Source organism: Streptomyces termitum, assembly GCF_014650175.1.
GTDB classification, from domain to species: domain Bacteria; phylum Actinomycetota; class Actinomycetes; order Streptomycetales; family Streptomycetaceae; genus Streptomyces; species Streptomyces termitum.
Genome location: NZ_BMUL01000017.1, coordinates 1 through 17,489, shown reverse-complemented (window position 1 = coordinate 17,489; position 17,489 = coordinate 1). Strand labels below are relative to the sequence as shown.

Here is a 17,489-nt window from a genome sequence, read left to right as displayed (position 1 = left end):
GGTCGGCGGCCGGCGGGTGTCGGTCAGCGGGTGCCCGGTGCGGGGACGCGGCCCCGGTCGAAGGGGAGGTCGAGCATGCGGATGGCGTTGCCCCGCAGCAGCTTGTAGACGACCTCGTCGGGGAGTCCGGCGACGTGGTCCGCCGCGACCTGCCTGGTGTGCGGCCAGGTCGAGTCGACGTGGGGGTAGTCGGTCTCGAAGGTGGCGTTGTCGACGCCGACGGTCTCGATGGCCTCGATGCCGTGCTTGTCGCGGAAGAAGCAGCAGAAGATCTGCCGGTAGTAGTACAGGGACGGGGGCTCGGGGATCAGGTCGCGGACCCCGCCCCAGGCCCGGTGCTCCTCCCACACGTCGTCCGCGCGCTCCAGGGCGTACGGGATCCACCCCATCTGGCCCTCGCTGTACGCCAGCTTCAGCCTCGGGAACTTCACCAGGACCCCGCTGAACAGGAAGTCCATCATCGAGGCCATCGCATTGTTGAAGCTCAGCGCCGCCTGCACCGCGGGCGGCGCGTCCGGCGACGCCGCGGGCATCTGGCTGCTCGACCCGATGTGCATGTTCACCACCGTCCCCGTCTCCTCGCAGGCGGCGAAGAACGGGTCCCAGTACCCGGAGTGGATCGACGGCAGTCCCAGGTAGGTCGGGATCTCCGAGAACGTCACCGCCCGCACCCCGCGCGCGGCGTTGCGCCGGATCTCCGCCACGGCCAGTTCGACGTCCCACAGGGGGATCAGGCAGAGCGGGATCAGCCGGCCGCCGCTGTCACCGCACCACTCCTCCACCATCCAGTCGTTGTACGCGCGCACGCACGCCAGGGCGACCTCCTTGTCCCGGGCCTCCGCGAACGTCTGGCCGCAGAAGCGCGGGAACGTCGGGAAGCACAGGCTGGCCTCCACGTGGTTCATGTCCATGTCGGCGAGCCGCGCCTTCGGGTCCCAGCACCCCCGCCGCATCTGCTCCCGGGTGATCCCGTCCAGCGTCATCTCGTCCCGGGAGAACCCGACCGCGGCGATGATCCGCTTGTACGGGAAGATCCCGTCCTCGTACCGCCACCAGTCGGTGAGCTGGCCCTCGGGGTCGGTCGTGAAGCGGTACTTGCCGCCGACGTACTCCAGCTCCCCGATGCCGGCGGTGAAGGGTTTCGGTCCCCGGTCGCGGTACTTGCGCGGCAGCCAGGTCTCGAAGAGGTGGGCGGGTTCGATCACGTGATCGTCCACGCTGATCACCTTCGGGAGATCCATGGTGCCGCTGTCGTCGGTGGCCACGTCGCTTACCCCCTGCCGTTCGCCGGTCTCCCGGCAAGAATCTGACGATCCGTCAGTTGGAGGTTATGGCGAACCCCCGCAAGCGGCAAGGCTGACGCGGCGACGGCACCTCTTGTCAGATGAGCGCCGATCCGCTGAACTGACGCATCGTCAGAATCGGTGTCGGAAGGAGCCCGATGGAAACGCTCTGGCTCGACGGAGCCCAGTGGACAGCCGTCCTCCGGATCGGACTCGGCCTGTGGTGGCTGGAGAGCTGGCGGCACAAGGACAAGAAGGACTGGTTCGCGGGCGGCGGCATCCGCTGGGCGGCGGGCGTGGCGGCCGAACACCGCTGGGACGTCGTGCGCCGGGGCTTCGACCTCGTGGTGAAGCCCCGCCCCCGGCTGATGGCCCACCTCGTCGCCCACGCGGAGCTCGCCCTCGGCCTCGGCCTGGTCCTCGGCTTCCTGACACCGATCGCCCTGCTCGCCGGCCTGGCCCTCAACCTGATCTACCTGGTCCTGATGATCCACGACTGGGGCGAGCAGGGCCAGAACCTCATGATGGCGCTGATCTCGTCCGTCGGCTTCTTCACCCTGTCCTGGCAGACGTGGTCGCTGGACGCGGCTCTGGGCCTCTTCCCGTGACCCCGGCGCCCCACCCGCCCGGCGGCCCGGCCCGGCACGGGGTGTGCGGGCAGCCGGTAGGCTGTAGCCGCTCCGTGCCGGGTGCGGCGGGGCGTGGGTGGGTTGCCCGAGCGGCCTAAGGGAACGGTCTTGAAAACCGTCGAGGCAGCGATGTCTCCGTGGGTTCAAATCCCACACCCACCGCAGTGGGCCAGGGCGCGTGCGCACCGGCCGGAAGGGGTGTCCCGGATCAGGGGCACCCCTTCGTCGTACGGTCCCGGGGAGGGCGAGAGGGAGGGGTGGGTGTGGGGGCGGAGCGGGTGGCGTATGTGCGGTTCGAAGGGGTGGTGCGGCATGAGCGGGGGCACTTTCCCGGGGTGTTCGTGCTCGCCAACGAGCTGGCCGCGCAGGGGCGGTTGACCGAGGAGCAGTACCGCTTCTGGCGGGCCAACAACGACTGGTACGACGCCCGTTACCCCAACCCGACCCACGTCGACCCGAGTGTCTACGACCCCCGGGAGCATCCTGGGGCCGTCGCCTGGTTCAAGACCTCCGCACACGAACTCATCGCGCGCGTCGACGGTTACCTGGAACTCCTGGCCGCCCATGGTGTCGTGTGCCGCCGCCGCGAGTCCTCGGACCCCGGCCGGGTCCTCTACGAGGACGAGTACCAGGTCGTGGTGGCCGGGGACGCCTAGGCGTGGGGGTGGCTGCGGGCCTGGGGGCTGTTCAGGCAGAGGGCGATGTTCCGGACCGCCGCCGTGAGTTCCTCGATCACCCGGGCCGCCTGCTCGGCGTTGTGGAAGGCCGGCGGGGAGGTGAGCGAGCGGCTCAGCTCCTCCGCGGCCCGGACCGCCGGTGCCGCGTCCCCGAACGACTCCGCCAGGGAGGACGCGGCGGTGGCGGCGGCCGTGGCTGTCGCCGTGGCCGTGTCCGTGGCTGTGGGGGAGGTCGTCGGGAAGGCCGATGCGGGATCGGTCTCCGGGGATGCGGACGGGGCGGAAGAAGGGGCCGGGAAGGGGTACTGCTCGGTGGGGTCCGGGCGGTGTTCCTCGAAGGAGGGCGGTGCGAAGGAGGGCCGGGGCGGGGTGGGCTGGGGGAAGGCCGCCGAGGGGAAGGGGGCGGTGGCCTGCGGGTCCTCTTGCGGGTGCGGCGCCGTCGGGCCCTGGGCGTGGGCCGGGGAGGGCGACGGAACGTGGGCCGACGCGTGGGCGGGTGTGTGGGACGGGATGTGGGGCTGGGGGTGCGGGGGGACCGTGAGGTGGCCGTACGCCATCGGGGTCTCCGGGGCCTGCGGGGCCTGGGGGATCAGGGGGGCCTGCGAGGGCTGCGGGGCCGGAGGAGCCAGAGGAGCCAGGAGGGCTTGCGGGGACTGGAGGGGCTGGGGGGATTGAGGGGCCTGGAGGGTCTGTGAAGGCTGCTGGGTCCGGAGGGACGGAGTCTGGGGCGCCTGGAGGGCCTGCGGAGACTGGGGCGCCTGGAAGGGATGAGGGGCCTGCGGAGTCTGGGGAGCCAGGAGAGGCTGCGGGGACTGCGGGGACTGGAGGGGCTGGGGGGCCTCGTGGGTGTGGCGGGCTCGGGGGAGGAAGAGGTGGTCGAAGCCGGGGAAGGCCGGGGTGCCGGGGTGCGCGGCCGGCTGCGGGTACTCGCTCTGCCACTGCGCGCGGTAGTGCGCGACCTGGTCCTCGCAGGTGGCGCGGGCGTGGAAGACCGCCGTGTCCTCGCCCAGGTCCGGGTACCAGAGGTTCGGCCCGGGGAAGCGGACGGTCCGCATGCGCGGCTTGATCTGCTCGGCGCAGCCCATGCAGCAGCCCTCCGGCACGAGCAGCGGGATGCCGCCGCTCTGCTCGGGGACGCGGGGGCCGCCCTCGGGGGAGTACTCGCCGTGGTGGCAGGGCGGGAGTTCGCCGCAGGCCCGGCAGACCGCGTAGTGCTCGGGCAGGACCTGCCAGTCCTGACTGGCGGGCGCGCACCAGTGCTTCGGCGCGGAGCGGGGCAGGTTCTCGTCGCGGAGGACCAGGACCACCGGCCGCTTGTAGAAGTCGGTGCGGTCGGAGGCCGGCTTGACCGGCTGGTTGTTGAAGCGCCGCAGTTCGTTGGCGTGCCACCAGAGTTCGACGTGGTCGCGCCACGCCTTCTCGTACGCCTCGGGCCAGCGCTCGCCGGGGTATCCGGTGATCTCCAGGACCCGCCACGCGCGCCGGTCGAGCACGACCAGGGCGCCGGCCCGCAGCCGCAGATGGGTTCCCTCGTCCATCTCGTCCGGCCAGTCGTGGCGGCCGATGAGGGTGGGCTGGTCGGGGAGCCACCTGCGAGTCTGCATGCCACGCTCCTAGACGATGGAACTTCTGGGTTTCAACTGGGGCAGTAGGTGACATTCTCAATAATTTAGGCGGAGGTGTGGGGCTTAGACACGCGCATATCTCCTTTCGCTTGCGGGGCGAAAGAAGCCGCCGGACCGGCCATTTCGCCTCTCCCACCGGGGCGGTGGGGCACGGGCGCCGGGGCCGGGGCGGGGAGCCGCGGGGGCGTCCCGCAGGGGCCGGAACACCCACTCGTACGTGTGACACCGCGTCCTCCGTGACGGCCCGTAGGTATGCATTGCCCCGGGCGCGGGCCGTTTCGGGTCCCGGGAGGGGTTTCGCGGGCCGGTGGAGTGGTAAAAGCGGTGTCCTTCGCCGGTGGGCTTCCGCGACGATGCGGGAGCTCCGGAGTGCCGGGGCACCGGCTCGGGCGCCGGAAGGCGCCGTACGCGACGGCGTGGAGGGTTTCGTGGTCAGGATCGTGCTCGTGCGGGGGGACATCACCGCCCAGGCGGCGGACGCCGTGGTCAACGCCGCGAACTCCTCCCTGCTCGGCGGCGGCGGGGTGGACGGCGCCATCCACCGGAAGGGCGGCCCGGAGATCCTCGCCGCCTGCCGGGAGCTGCGCCGCTCCCACTACGGCAAGGGGCTGGCCACCGGGCGCGCGGTCGCGACCACGGCCGGGCGGCTGCCGGCGCGGCACGTGATCCACACCGTGGGGCCGGTCTGGTCGGCGGACGAGGACCGGTCCGGGCTGCTGGCCTCCTGCTACCGCGAATCGCTCCGGGTGGCCGACGAGTTGGGGGACCGTACGGTCGCCTTCCCGGCCGTCTCCACGGGCGTCTACGGCTGGCCGCTCGACGACGGTGCGCGGATCGCGGTCCGTGCGGTGCGGGAGGCGGAGGCGGCGGGCACGGCGGTCGAGGAGGTTCGCTTCGTCCTCTTCGACACGACCGCGTACGCCTCCTTCGCGGCGGCCGTCGCGGAGGACGCGGCGGCCGTCGCGGACGGCGCGGCGAAGGACGCGAACGGCGCGGAGGGCGCGGGGAAGACCGGCGAGGCCGGGGAGGTCGGCGAGACCGGTGAGGCCGACGGGGGCGACGCGGGGAAGGCGTAGCCGCTCCCCTCGCGCGCGGGCGCGGGCCGAAGCGTCATCTACACGTCCGGCTCGACCGGGCGCCCCCCCCGCGCGGGCGCGGGCCGAAGAGGTCGGTGACGCGGCCGAACAGAAGGGCTCCCCTGGCGCGCGGGCGCCGGAAAGGCGGAGCCCTTCTCGTGATCGGCGGGTGCGAGCGGAGGCTTTTCGCGGCACCCCGCTCGAAAGCCTTTTCCTCTCCCTCCTCTTCCGTTCGGGACCGTGCGGGGCTCGCGCGTTCCCGTGGTCCGTTTTTCCGGAGGGGGTGGCGGAACGCTTCCTCTCTTGCGGCGTACCGGTTCCGGGGTCTCCGGGCCCGCCGTCCCGCCCCCGAACTGGGAGTTCTCGGTGGTGAGGGGTTTATCGGCTTGTCCTCACGCTTGAGGGGGAATCGGACCGTCCGGTGTGGTTCGCCGGGGATTCGGTGGGCAATTCTGGTGTCGCGACGTCGAGCAGAGAACGACCGGGGCGGAGGGCCGACCTCCTTGGTCAGGGCCGTGGTTCACGGCTTTCGTACAACGGGCGAGTCCCGGTTTTTCCTTCGCAGCACCCTGCGTAGCACTCAGTCTTCAGTTCCCGGAGGAACAGACATGGCAAGCATCCGTACCGCCCGCATCGTTGCCTTCGCCGCCGCCCTGCCGCTCGCCGCCGCCCTCTTCGGCGGCGTGGCCCAGGCCGACAACGGCGGCTTCGCGGACGACGGATCGAACACGAGCGTCGCCACGATCATCGGCAGCGGCGTGGGCGGCAGCAACAACGGCAACGCGACCACCACACAGCAGGTGGCGACCGGTTCCGGTGCCTCCAACCAGAACAACACGGCCAGCGTGAACGGCTCCGCCTTCACCCACATCTCCCAGGCGAACAACACCGTCAACTTCCTCCCGTGGTGGTGACGACCCCGGGGGACCGGCCCGAGGGGGCGGTCCGAGGGGGCGTGACCACGAGGTGAACGGCGGCCCGTGCGGCGGTACTTCGGTACCGGCGCGCGGGCCGCCGCCGTGTTCTCCCGTGGCACCCTCCGACCGCCCCCGGGCCGCCGCCGTGTTCTCCCGTGGCATCCTCCGACCGCCCCCGGCCCGCCGGTCCGTTTCCCGGGTGCGCCTTGACACGACGGAGGTATCTGACGGACAGTCAGAAACCTCCATCGTCCCCCTCGGGAGGCCGTCCCGTGCACCTCGCCCCGACCGAGCGGCAGCTCCGGCTGCGCGCCGAACTCCGCGCGTACTTCCGCGAGACGATGCCCGACGGGCCGCCCCCGTCCGGCGACGGCCCGGCCCAGCGCCGGCTGCTCCGGAGGATCGGCGCCGACGGCCTCCTCGGCCTCGGCTGGCCGGAGGAGTACGGCGGGCAGGGGCGCGGCCCCGACGAGCAGTTCGTCTTCTTCGACGAGGCGTACCGGGCCGGCGCCCCCGTCTCGATGGTCACCCTCAACACCGTCGGCCCCACCCTCATGCGGTACGGCACCGAGGAGCAGAAGGCCGCCCTGCTGCCCGGCATCCTGCGCGGCGAGACCGTCTTCGCCATCGGCTACAGCGAGCCCGAGGCGGGCACCGACCTGGCCTCGCTGCGGACCCGGGCCGTCCGCGACGGCGACTCCTGGGTCGTCGACGGGCAGAAGGTCTTCACCTCGAACGCGCAGAACGCCGACTGGATCTGGCTGGCCTGCCGCACCGACCCCGGGGCGCCCCCGCACCGGGGCATCTCCATCGTCCTCGTGCCCACCGACGCCCCGGGCTTCTCCTGGACCCCGATCGAGACCGTCGGCGGCCTCACCACCACCGCCACCTACTACGACGGCGTGCGCGTCCCGGCCGGGAACCTCGTCGGCGAGGAGCACGGCGGCTGGGGGCTCATCACCAACCAGCTCAACCACGAGCGGGTCGCGCTGGCCGCGATCGGCATGCAGGCCGAGGACTTCTTCGCCGCCGCGCTGGACCGCGCCCGCACCCCCGATCCGGCGACCGGCGCCCGCCGGATCGACGAGCCCTGGGTGCGCGTCCGGGCCGCCGAGGCGCACGCCCGGCTGGCGGCGACCCGTCTCCTCAACTGGCGGTTGGTGGGCGAGGTCGGGGCCGGCCGGCTGAGCCCCGGCGACGCCAGCGGGGTGAAGTTCGCGGGCACCGAGTCGGCGGTCGAGGTGTACCGGATCTGCCAGGAGATCGCGGGCGATGCGGGGACCGTACGGGCGGGATCGCCGGGCGCGGTCGACGGCGGCGAGCTGGAGCGGATGAACCGCGCCGCCCAGATCAACACCTTCGGCGGCGGGGTCAGCGAGGTGCAGCGGGAGATCGTCGCCCGCGCCCGCCTCGGCATGAGCGGAAGGGGACGGCGATGACGGCGGGGCCGGAGGACGAGGACGGCTTCCACGCGCGCCTGCGCGCGTACGAGGGGAAGCCCGCCGCCACCGCCGGGCGCGGCAAGGACCCGGTGAACCTGCCGATGATCCGGCACTGGTGCGAGGCGATGGGCGACGCCCACCCCGCGTACCGGGGGCCGGACGCGGTCGCGCCGCCCGCGATGCTCCAGGCGTGGACGATGGGCGGCCTCTCCGGGCACGCCGACCGGTCGGAGGCGTACGGGGAACTCCTCGGCCTCCTCGACGGCGCCGGGTACACCTCGGTGGTCGCCACCGACTGCGAGCAGGAGTACCTGCGCCCGCTCCGCCCCGGCGACACGATCACCTTCGACACGGTCGTCGAGTCGGTCTCGCCGCGCAAGACGACCAGGCTGGGCACCGGCCACTTCGTGACCACCCGCACCGACGTGCGGACCGGCGGGGAACTCGCCGGCACCCACCGCTTCCGCATCCTCAAGTACGCCCCCGCCGCCCGCGGAACGGCCCCCGGCCCCCCGGAGCCCCCGAAGGCGGCGCCCCGGCGGCCCCGGCCGGTGGTCAACCGGGACAACGCCGGTTTCTGGGAGGGCGTCGCCGAGCACCGGCTGCTCATCCAGCGCTGTACGGCCTGCGGCGCCCTCCGCTTCCCCTGGCTGCCGGGGTGCGCCGCGTGCGGGTCGCCGGAGTGGGACACCGTCGAGGCGGGCGGCGGGGGGACCGTGCACTCGTACGTCGTCATGCACCATCCGCCGTTCCCCGCCTTCGATCCGCCGTACGCGGTCGGGCTGATCGAGCTGGCCGAGGGCGTCCGGATGATCAGCAACGTCGTCGGGGTGCCGTACGACGAGGTGCGGATCGGGATGCCGGTGCGGCTGGAGTTCCAGCGGGTCGACGAGGAACTGGAACTGCCCGTCTTCCGGGCGTCGGAAGGGGAGCGCTGACATGGACTTCACGCCCACCGAGGAGCAGGAGGCCGCGCGGGAGCTGGCCGCCCGGATCCTCGGCGACCTCGCCACCCACGAGCGGCTCGCCGCCGCCGGGAGCGGCACGGACGCCGAACTGTGGAAGGCGTTGTGCGCGGCCGGACTGCCCGCCGCCGTCGAGGAGATCGGGCTGCTGGGCCTCGTCCTGCTCCTGGAGGAGCAGGGCCGGGTGACCGCGCAGGTCCCGCTCGCCGCGACCGGGGCGTACGGGCTCCTCGCCGTCGCCCGGCACGGCACCGCCGAGCAGCGGGACCGGCTCCTGCCCGGACTGCGCGAGGGGACGGCCGTGGCGACCGGCGCCTTCCCGGCGACCGGGGCGGTGACCGCGACCGGTACGGTCATCGCGACCGGTGCGGGGGACCCCGGGCGCGGTCGGCTCACCGGCGGGGTGGGCTGGGTGCCGTGGCTGCGGGACGCCACCCACGTGCTCGTGCCGGACGCGGAGCGCGTGCTGTGGCTGGTGCGGACCGAGGACGCCGGGGTCGAGCCCGTCGAGCTGACCGCGCCCTGGTCGGCCGGGCGGCTGGTCCTCGACGACACCCCCGCCGAACGGCTCGGGCGGGCACCGGAGGCGTACGAGGACGTGCTCGCCGTCGCCCGGACGGCCTTCGCGGGGCTCCAGGCCGGGGTCTGCGCCGGTTCGCTGGCGCGGGCCGTCGCGTACACCTCCGTACGGGAGCAGTTCGGCCGCCCGCTCGCCACCCGCCAGGCGGTCCAACTGCGCGCCGCCGACGCCTACATGGACACCGAGGCCATCCGCGTCACCGCCTACGAGGCGGCCTGGCGCGCCGACACCGGCCGCCCCGGCGCGGCGGCGGCGCTGACGGCGGCCTGGTGGGCGTCCGAGGCGGGCAAGCGGGTCGTGCACAGCGGACAGCACCTGCACGGCGGCATGGGCGCCGACCTCGACCACCCCGTCCACCGCCACTTCCTGTGGGGCCGGCAGCTCGACGCCTACCTGGGCGGCGGCACCGCGCTCCTCGCCGCACTCGGCGACCTGCTCGCGGAAGCGGAACCGGGAGCGGGCCCGGAAGCGAGCCCAGGACCGGACCCGGACCCGACCCCCGAGGGAGAGAGCCGGTGAAGGCGCTGCCGCAGGCCGGGGACGCACTGCCCCCGCTGGAGATCGCGGTCACCCGCACCCTGATCGTCGCCGGGGCCGTCGCCTCCCGCGACTACCAGGACGTGCACCACGACGCCGAGGCGGCCAGGGAGAAGGGCTCCCCGGACGTCTTCATGAACATCCTGACCACGAACGGGCTGGTCGGCCGGTACGTCACCGACCACTTCGGCCCGCGCTCGGTGCTCCGCGCCCTCACGATCCGGCTCGGCGCCCCCAACCACCCCGGCGACACCATGACGCTGACCGGCACGGTCGTGGAGGTGGCCGAGGGGCCGGACGGCACCGCCACCGCCCGGGTCCGGATCGCCGGGGCCAACGGCCTGGGCCACCACGTCACCGGCACGGCCACCGTGGAGGTGCCCCGATGAGCCTGCGCCACCCCGACCTGCTCGGCGGCCGGGCCGCCGTCGCCGGCATCGGCGCGACCGCGTTCTCCAAGGACTCCGGCCGCAGCGAACTCTCCCTCGCCGTCGAGGCGGTGCGCGCCGCCCTCGACGACGCCGGGCTCGCCCCCGGGGACGTGGACGGCCTCGTCACCTTCACCATGGACACCAACCCGGAGATCACCGTCGCCCAGGCGGCCGGCATCGGCGAACTCTCCTTCTTCTCCCGCGTCCACTACGGCGGCGGCGCCGCCTGCGCCACCGTCCAGCAGGCGGCGCTCGCCGTCGCCGCCGGGGTCGCGGAGGTCGTCGTCTGCTACCGGGCCTTCAACGAGCGCTCCGGCCGCCGCTTCGGCTCCGGGGTGCAGCACCGCGAGCCCTCCGCCGAGGGCGCCGCGCTCGGCTGGCAGCTGCCCTTCGGACTGCTCACCCCCGCCTCCTGGGTCGCCATGGCCGCCCAGCGGTACCTGTACGAGTACGAGCTCACCCCGGAGGTCTTCGGGCACGTCGCGGTCACCGACCGCCGCCACGCGGCGAACAACCCCGCCGCGTACTTCCACGGCAAGCCGATCACCCTCGCCGACCACGCCGCCTCCCGCTGGATCGCACAGCCGCTCCGGCTCCTCGACTGCTGCCAGGAGACCGACGGCGGCCAGGCGATCGTCGTCACCACCCCCGAGCGCGCCCGCGACCTGCGCCACCCGCCCGCCGTCGTGCTCGCCGCCGCCCAGGGCGCGGGCCGCAGGCAGGAGGCCATGACCAGCTTCTACCGGGACGGGCTCGCCGGACTGCCGGAGATGGGGGTGGTGGCCCGGCAGCTGTGGCGGACCTCGGGACTGCGCCCCGCCGACATCGACGTCGGCATCCTCTACGACCACTTCACCCCGTTCGTGCTCATGCAGCTGGAGGAGTTCGGCTTCTGCGGGCCGGGGGAGGGCGGGGACTTCGTCGCGGCGGACGCGCTGCCGCTCAACACCCACGGCGGGCAGCTCGGCGAGGCGTACCTGCACGGGATGAACGGCATCGCGGAGGCGGTCCGGCAACTGCGGGGGACCTCGGTCAACCAGGTGCCGGGGGCGGCCCGCGCCCTCGTCACCGCCGGCACGGGCGTCCCCACCTCGGGCCTCGTCCTGGGCACGGACGACTGACCCGGGGGCGTACGGCGGACGGGCACCCGGCAGGCGCCCGGTCGGCGGACGGCCGCCCGGAGGAAAGGGTTCCGCCCGGCGACCCTGACCCTGGTCCGACGGCGGCTCCACCCAGAGGAGGTGGGGCTGTCCCGACCCGTCCGACTTGAGGGGGACCCGGGGTCGGGACCTGGGGGCGATCCCTCCGGGGGGCCTCCGCTCCTAGCGTGGAGGCATGACTCCGCGACCCACCGGCCCCGTCTGCGCCGGCGCCTCGACGCCCGCCGTCCGGCCCGTAGAGCGCACGGCCCCGCGCACCTCCCCGCGCCAGGGCCAGAGCCCGTTCGCGTACCCCTCGTTCTCCTCGTTCGTCCGGGCCAGGGGTCCGCTGCTGCTGCGCACCGCGCGCTCCCTGACCGCCAACCCCAGCGACGCCGAGGACCTGCTCCAGACCGCGCTCACCAAGACCTTCGTGGCCTGGGAGCGCATCGAGGACCACCGTGCCCTGGACGGGTACGTGCGCCGGGCGCTGGTGAACACGCGCACCTCGCAGTGGCGCAAGCGCAAGGTGGACGAGTTCGCCTGCGACGAGCTGCCGGAGCCCTCCGGACCGGCCGCGCCGGACCCGGCCGAGCGCCAGGTGCTGCACGACGCCATGTGGCGGGCCGTGATGAAGCTGCCCGAGCGGCAGCGGCAGATGGTCGTGCTGCGGTACTACGAGGATCTCAGCGAGGCCCAGACGGCCGAGGTGCTCGGGGTGTCGGTCGGCACGGTCAAGAGCGCGGTCTCCCGGGCCCTGGGCCGGCTCCGCGAGGACCCGGAACTGACGGCGGACGTCACGGTCTGAGCGACCGGAGGAGGCCCACCGGCCCCCCCCACCGACCTCCACCGGCCCCCCCCACCGACCTCCACCGGCCCCCCCCACCGACCTCCACCGGCCCCCCATCGGCGGCCCCCACCGGCCCGCTCCGGGGTCGTCCCGAGGCCGTTCCGCACCCCCCGCCCGACCGTAGCGCTGGGCGCATCCCCCGTCTCCGCCAGTGAACACTGGCAATTTCCGTACTCCCGGGTAGTGACATACCGCGTGGTACGTGCGCAGAATCTCCACATCCCTACTGCCACGTAGCGCCCACCGGGAGGACGCCCCGTGTACAGCACCATGCAGGACGTACAGCTCACCATCAGCCGCATCCTGGAGCACGGCCGCCGGGTCCACGGCGCGTCCACCGTGACCACCTGGACGGGCGAGCCGGAGCCGCAGCGCCGCACCTTCGCCGAGATCGGGGACCGGGCCGCCCGGCTGGCCCACGCCCTGGCCGAGGACCTGGGCGTCCGGCAGGGCGAGCCGGTGGCCACTCTCATGTGGAACAACGCCGAGCACGTGGAGGCGTACTTCGCGCTGCCCTCCATGGGCGCCGTCCTGCACACCCTCAACCTGCGCCTTCCCCCCGAGCAGCTGGCCTGGATCGTCGGCCACGCCGCCGACCGCGTCGTCCTCGTCAACGGCTCCCTCCTCCCCCTCCTCGCCCCGCTCCTGCCGCACCTGCCGACGGTCGAGCACGTCGTCGTCTCCGGCCCCGGCGACCGCTCCGTCCTGGACGGCGCCGCGCCGCGCGTCCACGACTACGAGGAGCTGATCGCGGGCCGCCCGACCGCCTACGCCTGGCCCGAGCTGGACGAGCGCACGGCCGCCGCCATGTGCTACACCTCCGGCACCACCGGCGACCCGAAGGGCGTCGTCTACTCCCACCGGTCCATCTACCTGCACTCCATGCAGGTGAACATGGCCGAGTCGATGGGCCTGACCGACCAGGACACCACCTTGGTGGTCGTCCCGCAGTTCCACGTGAACGCCTGGGGCCTGCCGCACGCCACCTTCATGACCGGCATCAACATGCTCATGCCGGACCGCTTCCTCCAGCCCGCCCCGCTCGCCGAGATGATCGAGCGCGAGAAGCCGACCCACGCCGCCGCCGTCCCCACCATCTGGCAGGGCCTGCTGGCCGAGGTCACCGCGCACCCGCGCGACCTCTCCTCCATGAAGAACGTGACCATCGGCGGCGCGGCCTGCCCGCCCTCCCTGATGGCCGCGTACGACCGCCTCGGCGTCCGGCTCGTCCACGCCTGGGGCATGACCGAGACCTCCCCGCTGGGCACGATGGCGCACCCGCCGGCCGGGCTGAGCGCCGAGGAGGAGTGGCCGTACCGCGTCACGCAGGGACGTTTCCCCGCCGGCGTGGAGGGCCGGCTCGTCGGCCCCGGCGGCGAGCACCTGCCCTGGGACGGCGAGTCCGCCGGCGAACTGGAGGTGCGCGGCACCTGGATCGCGGGCGCCTACTTCGGCGGCACCGGCGGCGACCCGATCCGCCCCGAGGACAAGTTCAGCGAGGACGGCTGGCTGAAGACCGGCGACGTCGGCGTGATCAGCCCCGACGGCTACCTCACCCTCACCGACCGCGCCAAGGACGTCATCAAGTCCGGCGGCGAGTGGATCTCCAGCGTCGAACTGGAGAACGCGCTCATGGCCCACCCGGCCGTCGCCGAGGCCGCCGTCGTCGCCGTCCCGGACGAGAAGTGGGGCGAGCGCCCGCTCGCCACCGTCGTCCTCAAGGAGGGCGCCGAGGCCGACTACGCGACCCTGCGGGAGTTCCTCGCCACCGAGGGAGGCATCGCCAAGTGGCAGCTTCCGGAGCGCTGGGCGATCGTGTCGGCGGTCCCGAAGACCAGCGTCGGCAAGTTCGACAAGAAGGTTATCCGCAAGCAGTACGCGGAGGGCGGGCTGGACGTCACCCGGCTCTGACCCGCACCCGCGCGAGGAAGGGGGGCGGAGGCCGGAAACGGCCCCCGCCCCCTCGCGGTCGGTTTCCGGCCCCTTCTCAGTTGGTCCCGATCTTCGCGAGCAGGTCCACGATCCGCGCCTGCACCTCGTCGCTGTTGGAGCGCTCGGCGAGGAAGAGGACGGTCTCGCCGGAGGACAGCTCCGGCAGCCGGTCCGCGTCGAGCCCGAGCGAGGTGTAGACGACGAGCGGGGTGCGGTTGAGCTGCCCGTTCGCCCGCAGCCAGTCGATGATCCCGGCCCGGCGGCGGCGCACCTGCATGAGGTCCATGACCACCAGGTTCGGCCGGGTCTCCCCGGCCAGGGCGACCGCCTCGGTGTCCGTCGCGGCCCGCGCCACCCGCATCCCGCGCCGCTCCAGGGCGGCGGAGAGGGCGTCCGCGATGTGCTCGTTCTCCTCGATGACCAGCACCCGGGAGGGGTGCTGCTCGCTGTCGCGCGGCGCGAGCGCCTTGAGCAGGACGGCGGGATCGGCGCCGTACGCCTCGTCCCGGCCCGCCTGCCCCAGCCCGGCCGCGAGCAGCACCGGCACCTCGGCGGCGACGGCGGCCGTGCGCAGCGACTGGAGGGCGGTGCGGGTGATGGGCCCGGTCAGCGGGTCGACGAAGAGCGCGGCCGGGAAGGCGGCGATCTGCGCGTCGACCTCCTCGCGGGAGTGCACGATCACCGGCCGGTAGCCGCGGTCGCTCAGCGCCTGCTGGGTGGCGACGTCCGGCGCGGGCCAGACGAGCAGCCGGCGCGGGTTGTCGAGCGGCTCCGGGGGCAGTTCGTCGTCGACGGGCAGCGGGGCGGGCCGGTTGACGACCTCGACCGCGCCCCCGGGGCCGTCCAGCGGCTCGGGCCCCTCCGCGGAGCCCTCGGCGGGCGCCCCTATGGCGTAGGCGCGGCCCCGCCCCTCGGACGGCGCGGGCACCGGCACGGGCGCGGGCAGGGGGACGGAAGCGGGCGCGGGCGCGGCGGCCGGCGGATCGGCCTCCGGCGGCGTCGCCAGCCTGCGACGGCGCCCGGAACCGCCCGACGGAGCCGGCGCGGGCGCGGGCGGGGCGAACGGCACGCCCTGCCCCAGGGTGCGCACGCTGAACGCCCGCCCCTGCGTGGCGTCCTTCGGCATCGGCAGCTCGGGCGGCAGCGGAACGGACCCGGTGCCGTTCGCCCCGGCCGCCGGAAGCGGGTGCGGCTGCGGCGGCGTGTGCCCGGCGGGCACGTCCCGCACGGCCTCGTGACCGCCCGCCCGCACCATGTCGTTCTTCGTTACGGGCTCCGCGCCGGTCACCGTCACGCCCCCGGCCGAGCCCTCCCCCCCAGGCCCCGCCCCGCTCTCCCCCTCTTCCCGATCCACCTCGGCCGGCGGCAGCGCGAACGGCGTCCGGGGCCCGGCCTCGGCCGCGGCGGCCCGCTCCTGCGCGGCGGCGAGCGCCCGCCTGCGCCGCCCGCTCGGCGGCCGCTCCCCGTCCGTCTCGACAACGGCGGGCAACACGGCCGCGGGCGCACCACCGGGCACGGGGGCACCACTGGGCACGGGCGCACCACCGGGCACGGGCATGCCGCTCGGCACGGGCGCATCGCTGGGCATGGAGGCATTGCCGGGCACGGGCATGCCGCTGGGCACGGGCGCATCGCTGGGCATGGAGGCGCCACCGGGCATGGGCGCACCACCGGGTGCAGGCACACCACTGGGCAGGGGCACCCCGCTCGGCACGGGCATCCCGGCCGGAGGCACGGGCATTCCGGCGGGGGCCGCAGGGGTCCCGGCCTGCGCCACCGGCATCCCGGCCTGGGCCGCGGGGGTTCCGGTCTGTGCCACCGGCATCCCGGCCTGGGGCGCGGGTGCTCCGGTCTGCGCCGTCGGCAGTCCGGCCGGAGCCACGGGCATCCCGGTCTGCGCCACCGGCGCTCCGGTCGCAGCCGCGGGCAGCGCCGGGGCGGGGGCCGGAGCCGGGATCCGGGGCTTCGCGGGCGCCGGGACCGGCGCCTGGGTCTGGTTCGACGCCTGGCCCGGAGCCTGGTCCGGGGTCTGGTTCGACGCCTGGCCCGGGTTCTGGCCCGGGGTCTGGTGCGCAGCCTGGCCCGGGTTCTGGGCCGGGTTCTGGTCCGAGGCCGGGGCCGGGGCCCCGGTCGGCTCGACGGCGACGCCCTGCGGCGGCACGGCGGCACCGAGCGCGGCCCGCTCCTGGGCCCCCTCGGCGGCCGTCACCACGGCGCCCTCCGCCGGACGGCCCCGGCGGCGGCCGGTGGGCTCGACGCCCGTGGTCTGCTGGGCGGGGATCAGCTCGGCGGAACCGGCGGTCTCCTCCGCGACGCGCGCCCGGCGGCGCCCGCCGCCCGTGGACACCGCCACGGCGCCGGGGCCCTCCTCCGGGGCGACCGGGCTCTCCAGGAAGGCGTCCGTGGAACCGCGCCGGGCCCGCCGCCGACCGGAACCGGGAGCGCCGCCGGAGCTCTCGCCCCCGGACGCCTGCGCGGGAAGCGCGGCCACGGCCGCCCCCGGCGCACCGGCGGCGGGCTTCGGCTCCGCCGCGGCCCCGGGCGCGTCCGCCCGCTCGGCGCCCCGCTCCGGCACCGTTTCGAGGTCGGTGGAGGGGACGGTGCCCCGGCCCGCGCCGATCGGCACCTCCAGGACGTACGCGCCGCCGCTCGTCCCCGGCACCTCGTGGGTCTGCACGACACCGCCGTGCGCCGCCACGATGCCGCGCACGATGGGCCCGTGCACCGGGTCGCCGCCCGCGTACGGACCGCGGACCTCGATGCGGACGACCTCGCCGCGCTGGGCCGCCGCGACCACGATCGTCGAATCGGCGGGCGCGGCGGAGCCCTGCGCAGAGGCCCGCGTCTTGCCGGTGGCGTCCACCCCGGCGACGTCCGCGACGAGGTGGGCGAGCGCGGTCGTCAGCCGCTCCACGTCGATCTCCGCCTCGATCGGCGGCGCGTGCACGGCGAACTGCGCCCGGCCGGGGCCGATCAGCTCCACGGCCGCGTCGATGCCGCCGGTCACGATCCCGTCGAGCCGCGCGACCACCTTGTCCAGCTTCTCCTGGCCCGCGTCCAGCCGCTGGTAGCCGAGGACGTTGTCGACGAGCGCGGTCATCCGGGCGTATCCGGCGACCAGGTGGTGCAGGACCTGGTTGGCCTCCGGCCACAGCTGCACGCCGTCGTCGGCCGCGAGCGAACCCAGCTCGCCCCGCAGCTCCTCCAGCGGCCCGCGCAGCGAGTCGGTGAGGACGGCGGTGAGCTGGGCGTGGCGGGCGGCGAGGGCGGCGTACCTGTCGGCCTGCGCCTCGCGTTCGGCGGCGTGGCGCTCGGCGCGGTCGGCGAGTTCGGTGGTGTGTTTCTCGACGAGTTGTTCGTGGGGGCGGCGGTCGGTGAAGGTCATGACGGCGCCGACGAGCTGGTC

Annotated in this window: 13 protein-coding genes, 1 tRNA gene and 1 pseudogene; 12 read left to right on the top strand and 3 right to left on the bottom strand. The window is 74.5% G+C overall.

Going from position 1 to position 17,489, the window contains the following annotated elements; all coding sequences use genetic code 11:
- Window positions 1-23: 23 nt before the first annotated feature.
- On the bottom strand, window positions 24-1,241 hold the full coding sequence (locus IE219_RS25955) for an amidohydrolase family protein (protein WP_189981955.1): 1,218 nt from the start codon (window positions 1,239-1,241) through the stop codon (window positions 24-26).
- Window positions 1,242-1,441: 200 nt separating this feature from the next.
- Between IE219_RS25955 and IE219_RS25950 the strand changes: the two genes are divergently transcribed.
- From IE219_RS25950 to IE219_RS25940, 3 genes are all read left to right on the top strand, one after another.
- Window positions 1,442-1,891, top strand: a complete 450-nt coding sequence (locus tag IE219_RS25950; RefSeq protein ID WP_189981754.1) for a DoxX family protein — start codon at window positions 1,442-1,444, stop codon at window positions 1,889-1,891.
- Window positions 1,892-1,987: 96 nt separating this feature from the next.
- Window positions 1,988-2,074: transfer RNA gene (locus tag IE219_RS25945), tRNA-Ser, on the top strand.
- A gap of 116 nt (window positions 2,075-2,190) precedes the next feature.
- Window positions 2,191-2,568, top strand: a complete 378-nt coding sequence (locus tag IE219_RS25940) for a hypothetical protein (protein ID WP_189981953.1) — start codon at window positions 2,191-2,193, stop codon at window positions 2,566-2,568.
- On the opposite strand, the gene IE219_RS31985 is transcribed toward IE219_RS25940, so the two are convergent.
- Window positions 2,565-4,193, bottom strand: a complete 1,629-nt coding sequence (locus IE219_RS31985; RefSeq protein WP_229850009.1) for a hypothetical protein — start codon at window positions 4,191-4,193, stop codon at window positions 2,565-2,567. The two genes, IE219_RS25940 and IE219_RS31985, sit on opposite strands and share 4 nt — an antisense overlap.
- A gap of 449 nt (window positions 4,194-4,642) precedes the next feature.
- On the opposite strand from IE219_RS31985, the pseudogene IE219_RS25930 reads away from it, so the two are divergent.
- The 9 genes and pseudogenes from IE219_RS25930 to IE219_RS25890 all read left to right on the top strand — a co-directional run.
- A pseudogene (locus IE219_RS25930) lies at window positions 4,643-5,158 on the top strand (O-acetyl-ADP-ribose deacetylase); the annotation flags it as partial.
- 740 nt (window positions 5,159-5,898) lie between these two features.
- Window positions 5,899-6,204 (top strand): hypothetical protein, encoded by a 306-nt coding sequence (locus IE219_RS25925; RefSeq protein WP_189981750.1) that lies wholly within the window; start codon window positions 5,899-5,901, stop codon window positions 6,202-6,204.
- Window positions 6,205-6,479: 275 nt separating this feature from the next.
- Window positions 6,480-7,646: an acyl-CoA dehydrogenase family protein gene (locus IE219_RS25920; protein ID WP_189981749.1), complete on the top strand. Its 1,167-nt coding sequence runs from the start codon at window positions 6,480-6,482 to the stop codon at window positions 7,644-7,646.
- Window positions 7,643-8,587, top strand: a complete 945-nt coding sequence (locus IE219_RS25915; protein ID WP_189981747.1) for a bifunctional MaoC family dehydratase N-terminal/OB-fold nucleic acid binding domain-containing protein — start codon at window positions 7,643-7,645, stop codon at window positions 8,585-8,587. Before IE219_RS25920 ends, IE219_RS25915 begins: the two co-directional genes overlap by 4 nt.
- A gap of 1 nt (window position 8,588) precedes the next feature.
- Window positions 8,589-9,713, top strand: coding sequence for an acyl-CoA dehydrogenase family protein (locus tag IE219_RS25910; RefSeq protein ID WP_189981745.1), 1,125 nt, complete (start codon window positions 8,589-8,591; stop codon window positions 9,711-9,713).
- Window positions 9,710-10,120: a MaoC family dehydratase gene (locus tag IE219_RS25905; RefSeq protein WP_189981743.1), complete on the top strand. Its 411-nt coding sequence runs from the start codon at window positions 9,710-9,712 to the stop codon at window positions 10,118-10,120. The genes IE219_RS25910 and IE219_RS25905 overlap by 4 nt, the downstream gene beginning before the upstream one ends.
- Complete coding sequence (locus IE219_RS25900) at window positions 10,117-11,283, top strand: lipid-transfer protein (protein WP_189981741.1); 1,167 nt, start codon at window positions 10,117-10,119, stop codon at window positions 11,281-11,283. The genes IE219_RS25905 and IE219_RS25900 overlap by 4 nt, the downstream gene beginning before the upstream one ends.
- Before the next feature lie 214 nt (window positions 11,284-11,497).
- Entirely contained in the window at window positions 11,498-12,109 is a 612-nt protein-coding gene (locus tag IE219_RS25895; protein WP_189981739.1) for a SigE family RNA polymerase sigma factor, read from the top strand.
- A gap of 300 nt (window positions 12,110-12,409) precedes the next feature.
- Window positions 12,410-14,062, top strand: coding sequence for a long-chain fatty acid--CoA ligase (locus tag IE219_RS25890; protein WP_189981737.1), 1,653 nt, complete (start codon window positions 12,410-12,412; stop codon window positions 14,060-14,062).
- 76 nt (window positions 14,063-14,138) lie between these two features.
- Here IE219_RS25890 and IE219_RS25885 read toward each other — a convergent pair.
- The coding region (locus IE219_RS25885) for a hypothetical protein (RefSeq protein ID WP_189981735.1) at window positions 14,139-17,489 on the bottom strand (3,351 nt) is incomplete at its 5' end.

Coding starts and splice junctions, on each gene's coding strand:
- IE219_RS25950 (WP_189981754.1), top strand. CDS start 1,442: ATGGAAACGCTCTGGCTCGACGGAGCCCAGTGGACAGCCGTCCTCCGG.
- IE219_RS25900 (WP_189981741.1), top strand. CDS start 10,117: ATGAGCCTGCGCCACCCCGACCTGCTCGGCGGCCGGGCCGCCGTCGCC.
- IE219_RS25895 (WP_189981739.1), top strand. CDS start 11,498: ATGACTCCGCGACCCACCGGCCCCGTCTGCGCCGGCGCCTCGACGCCC.
- IE219_RS25955 (WP_189981955.1), bottom strand. CDS start 1,241: ATGGATCTCCCGAAGGTGATCAGCGTGGACGATCACGTGATCGAACCC.
- IE219_RS31985 (WP_229850009.1), bottom strand. CDS start 4,193: ATGCAGACTCGCAGGTGGCTCCCCGACCAGCCCACCCTCATCGGCCGC.
- IE219_RS25925 (WP_189981750.1), top strand. CDS start 5,899: ATGGCAAGCATCCGTACCGCCCGCATCGTTGCCTTCGCCGCCGCCCTG.
- IE219_RS25915 (WP_189981747.1), top strand. CDS start 7,643: ATGACGGCGGGGCCGGAGGACGAGGACGGCTTCCACGCGCGCCTGCGC.
- IE219_RS25910 (WP_189981745.1), top strand. CDS start 8,589: ATGGACTTCACGCCCACCGAGGAGCAGGAGGCCGCGCGGGAGCTGGCC.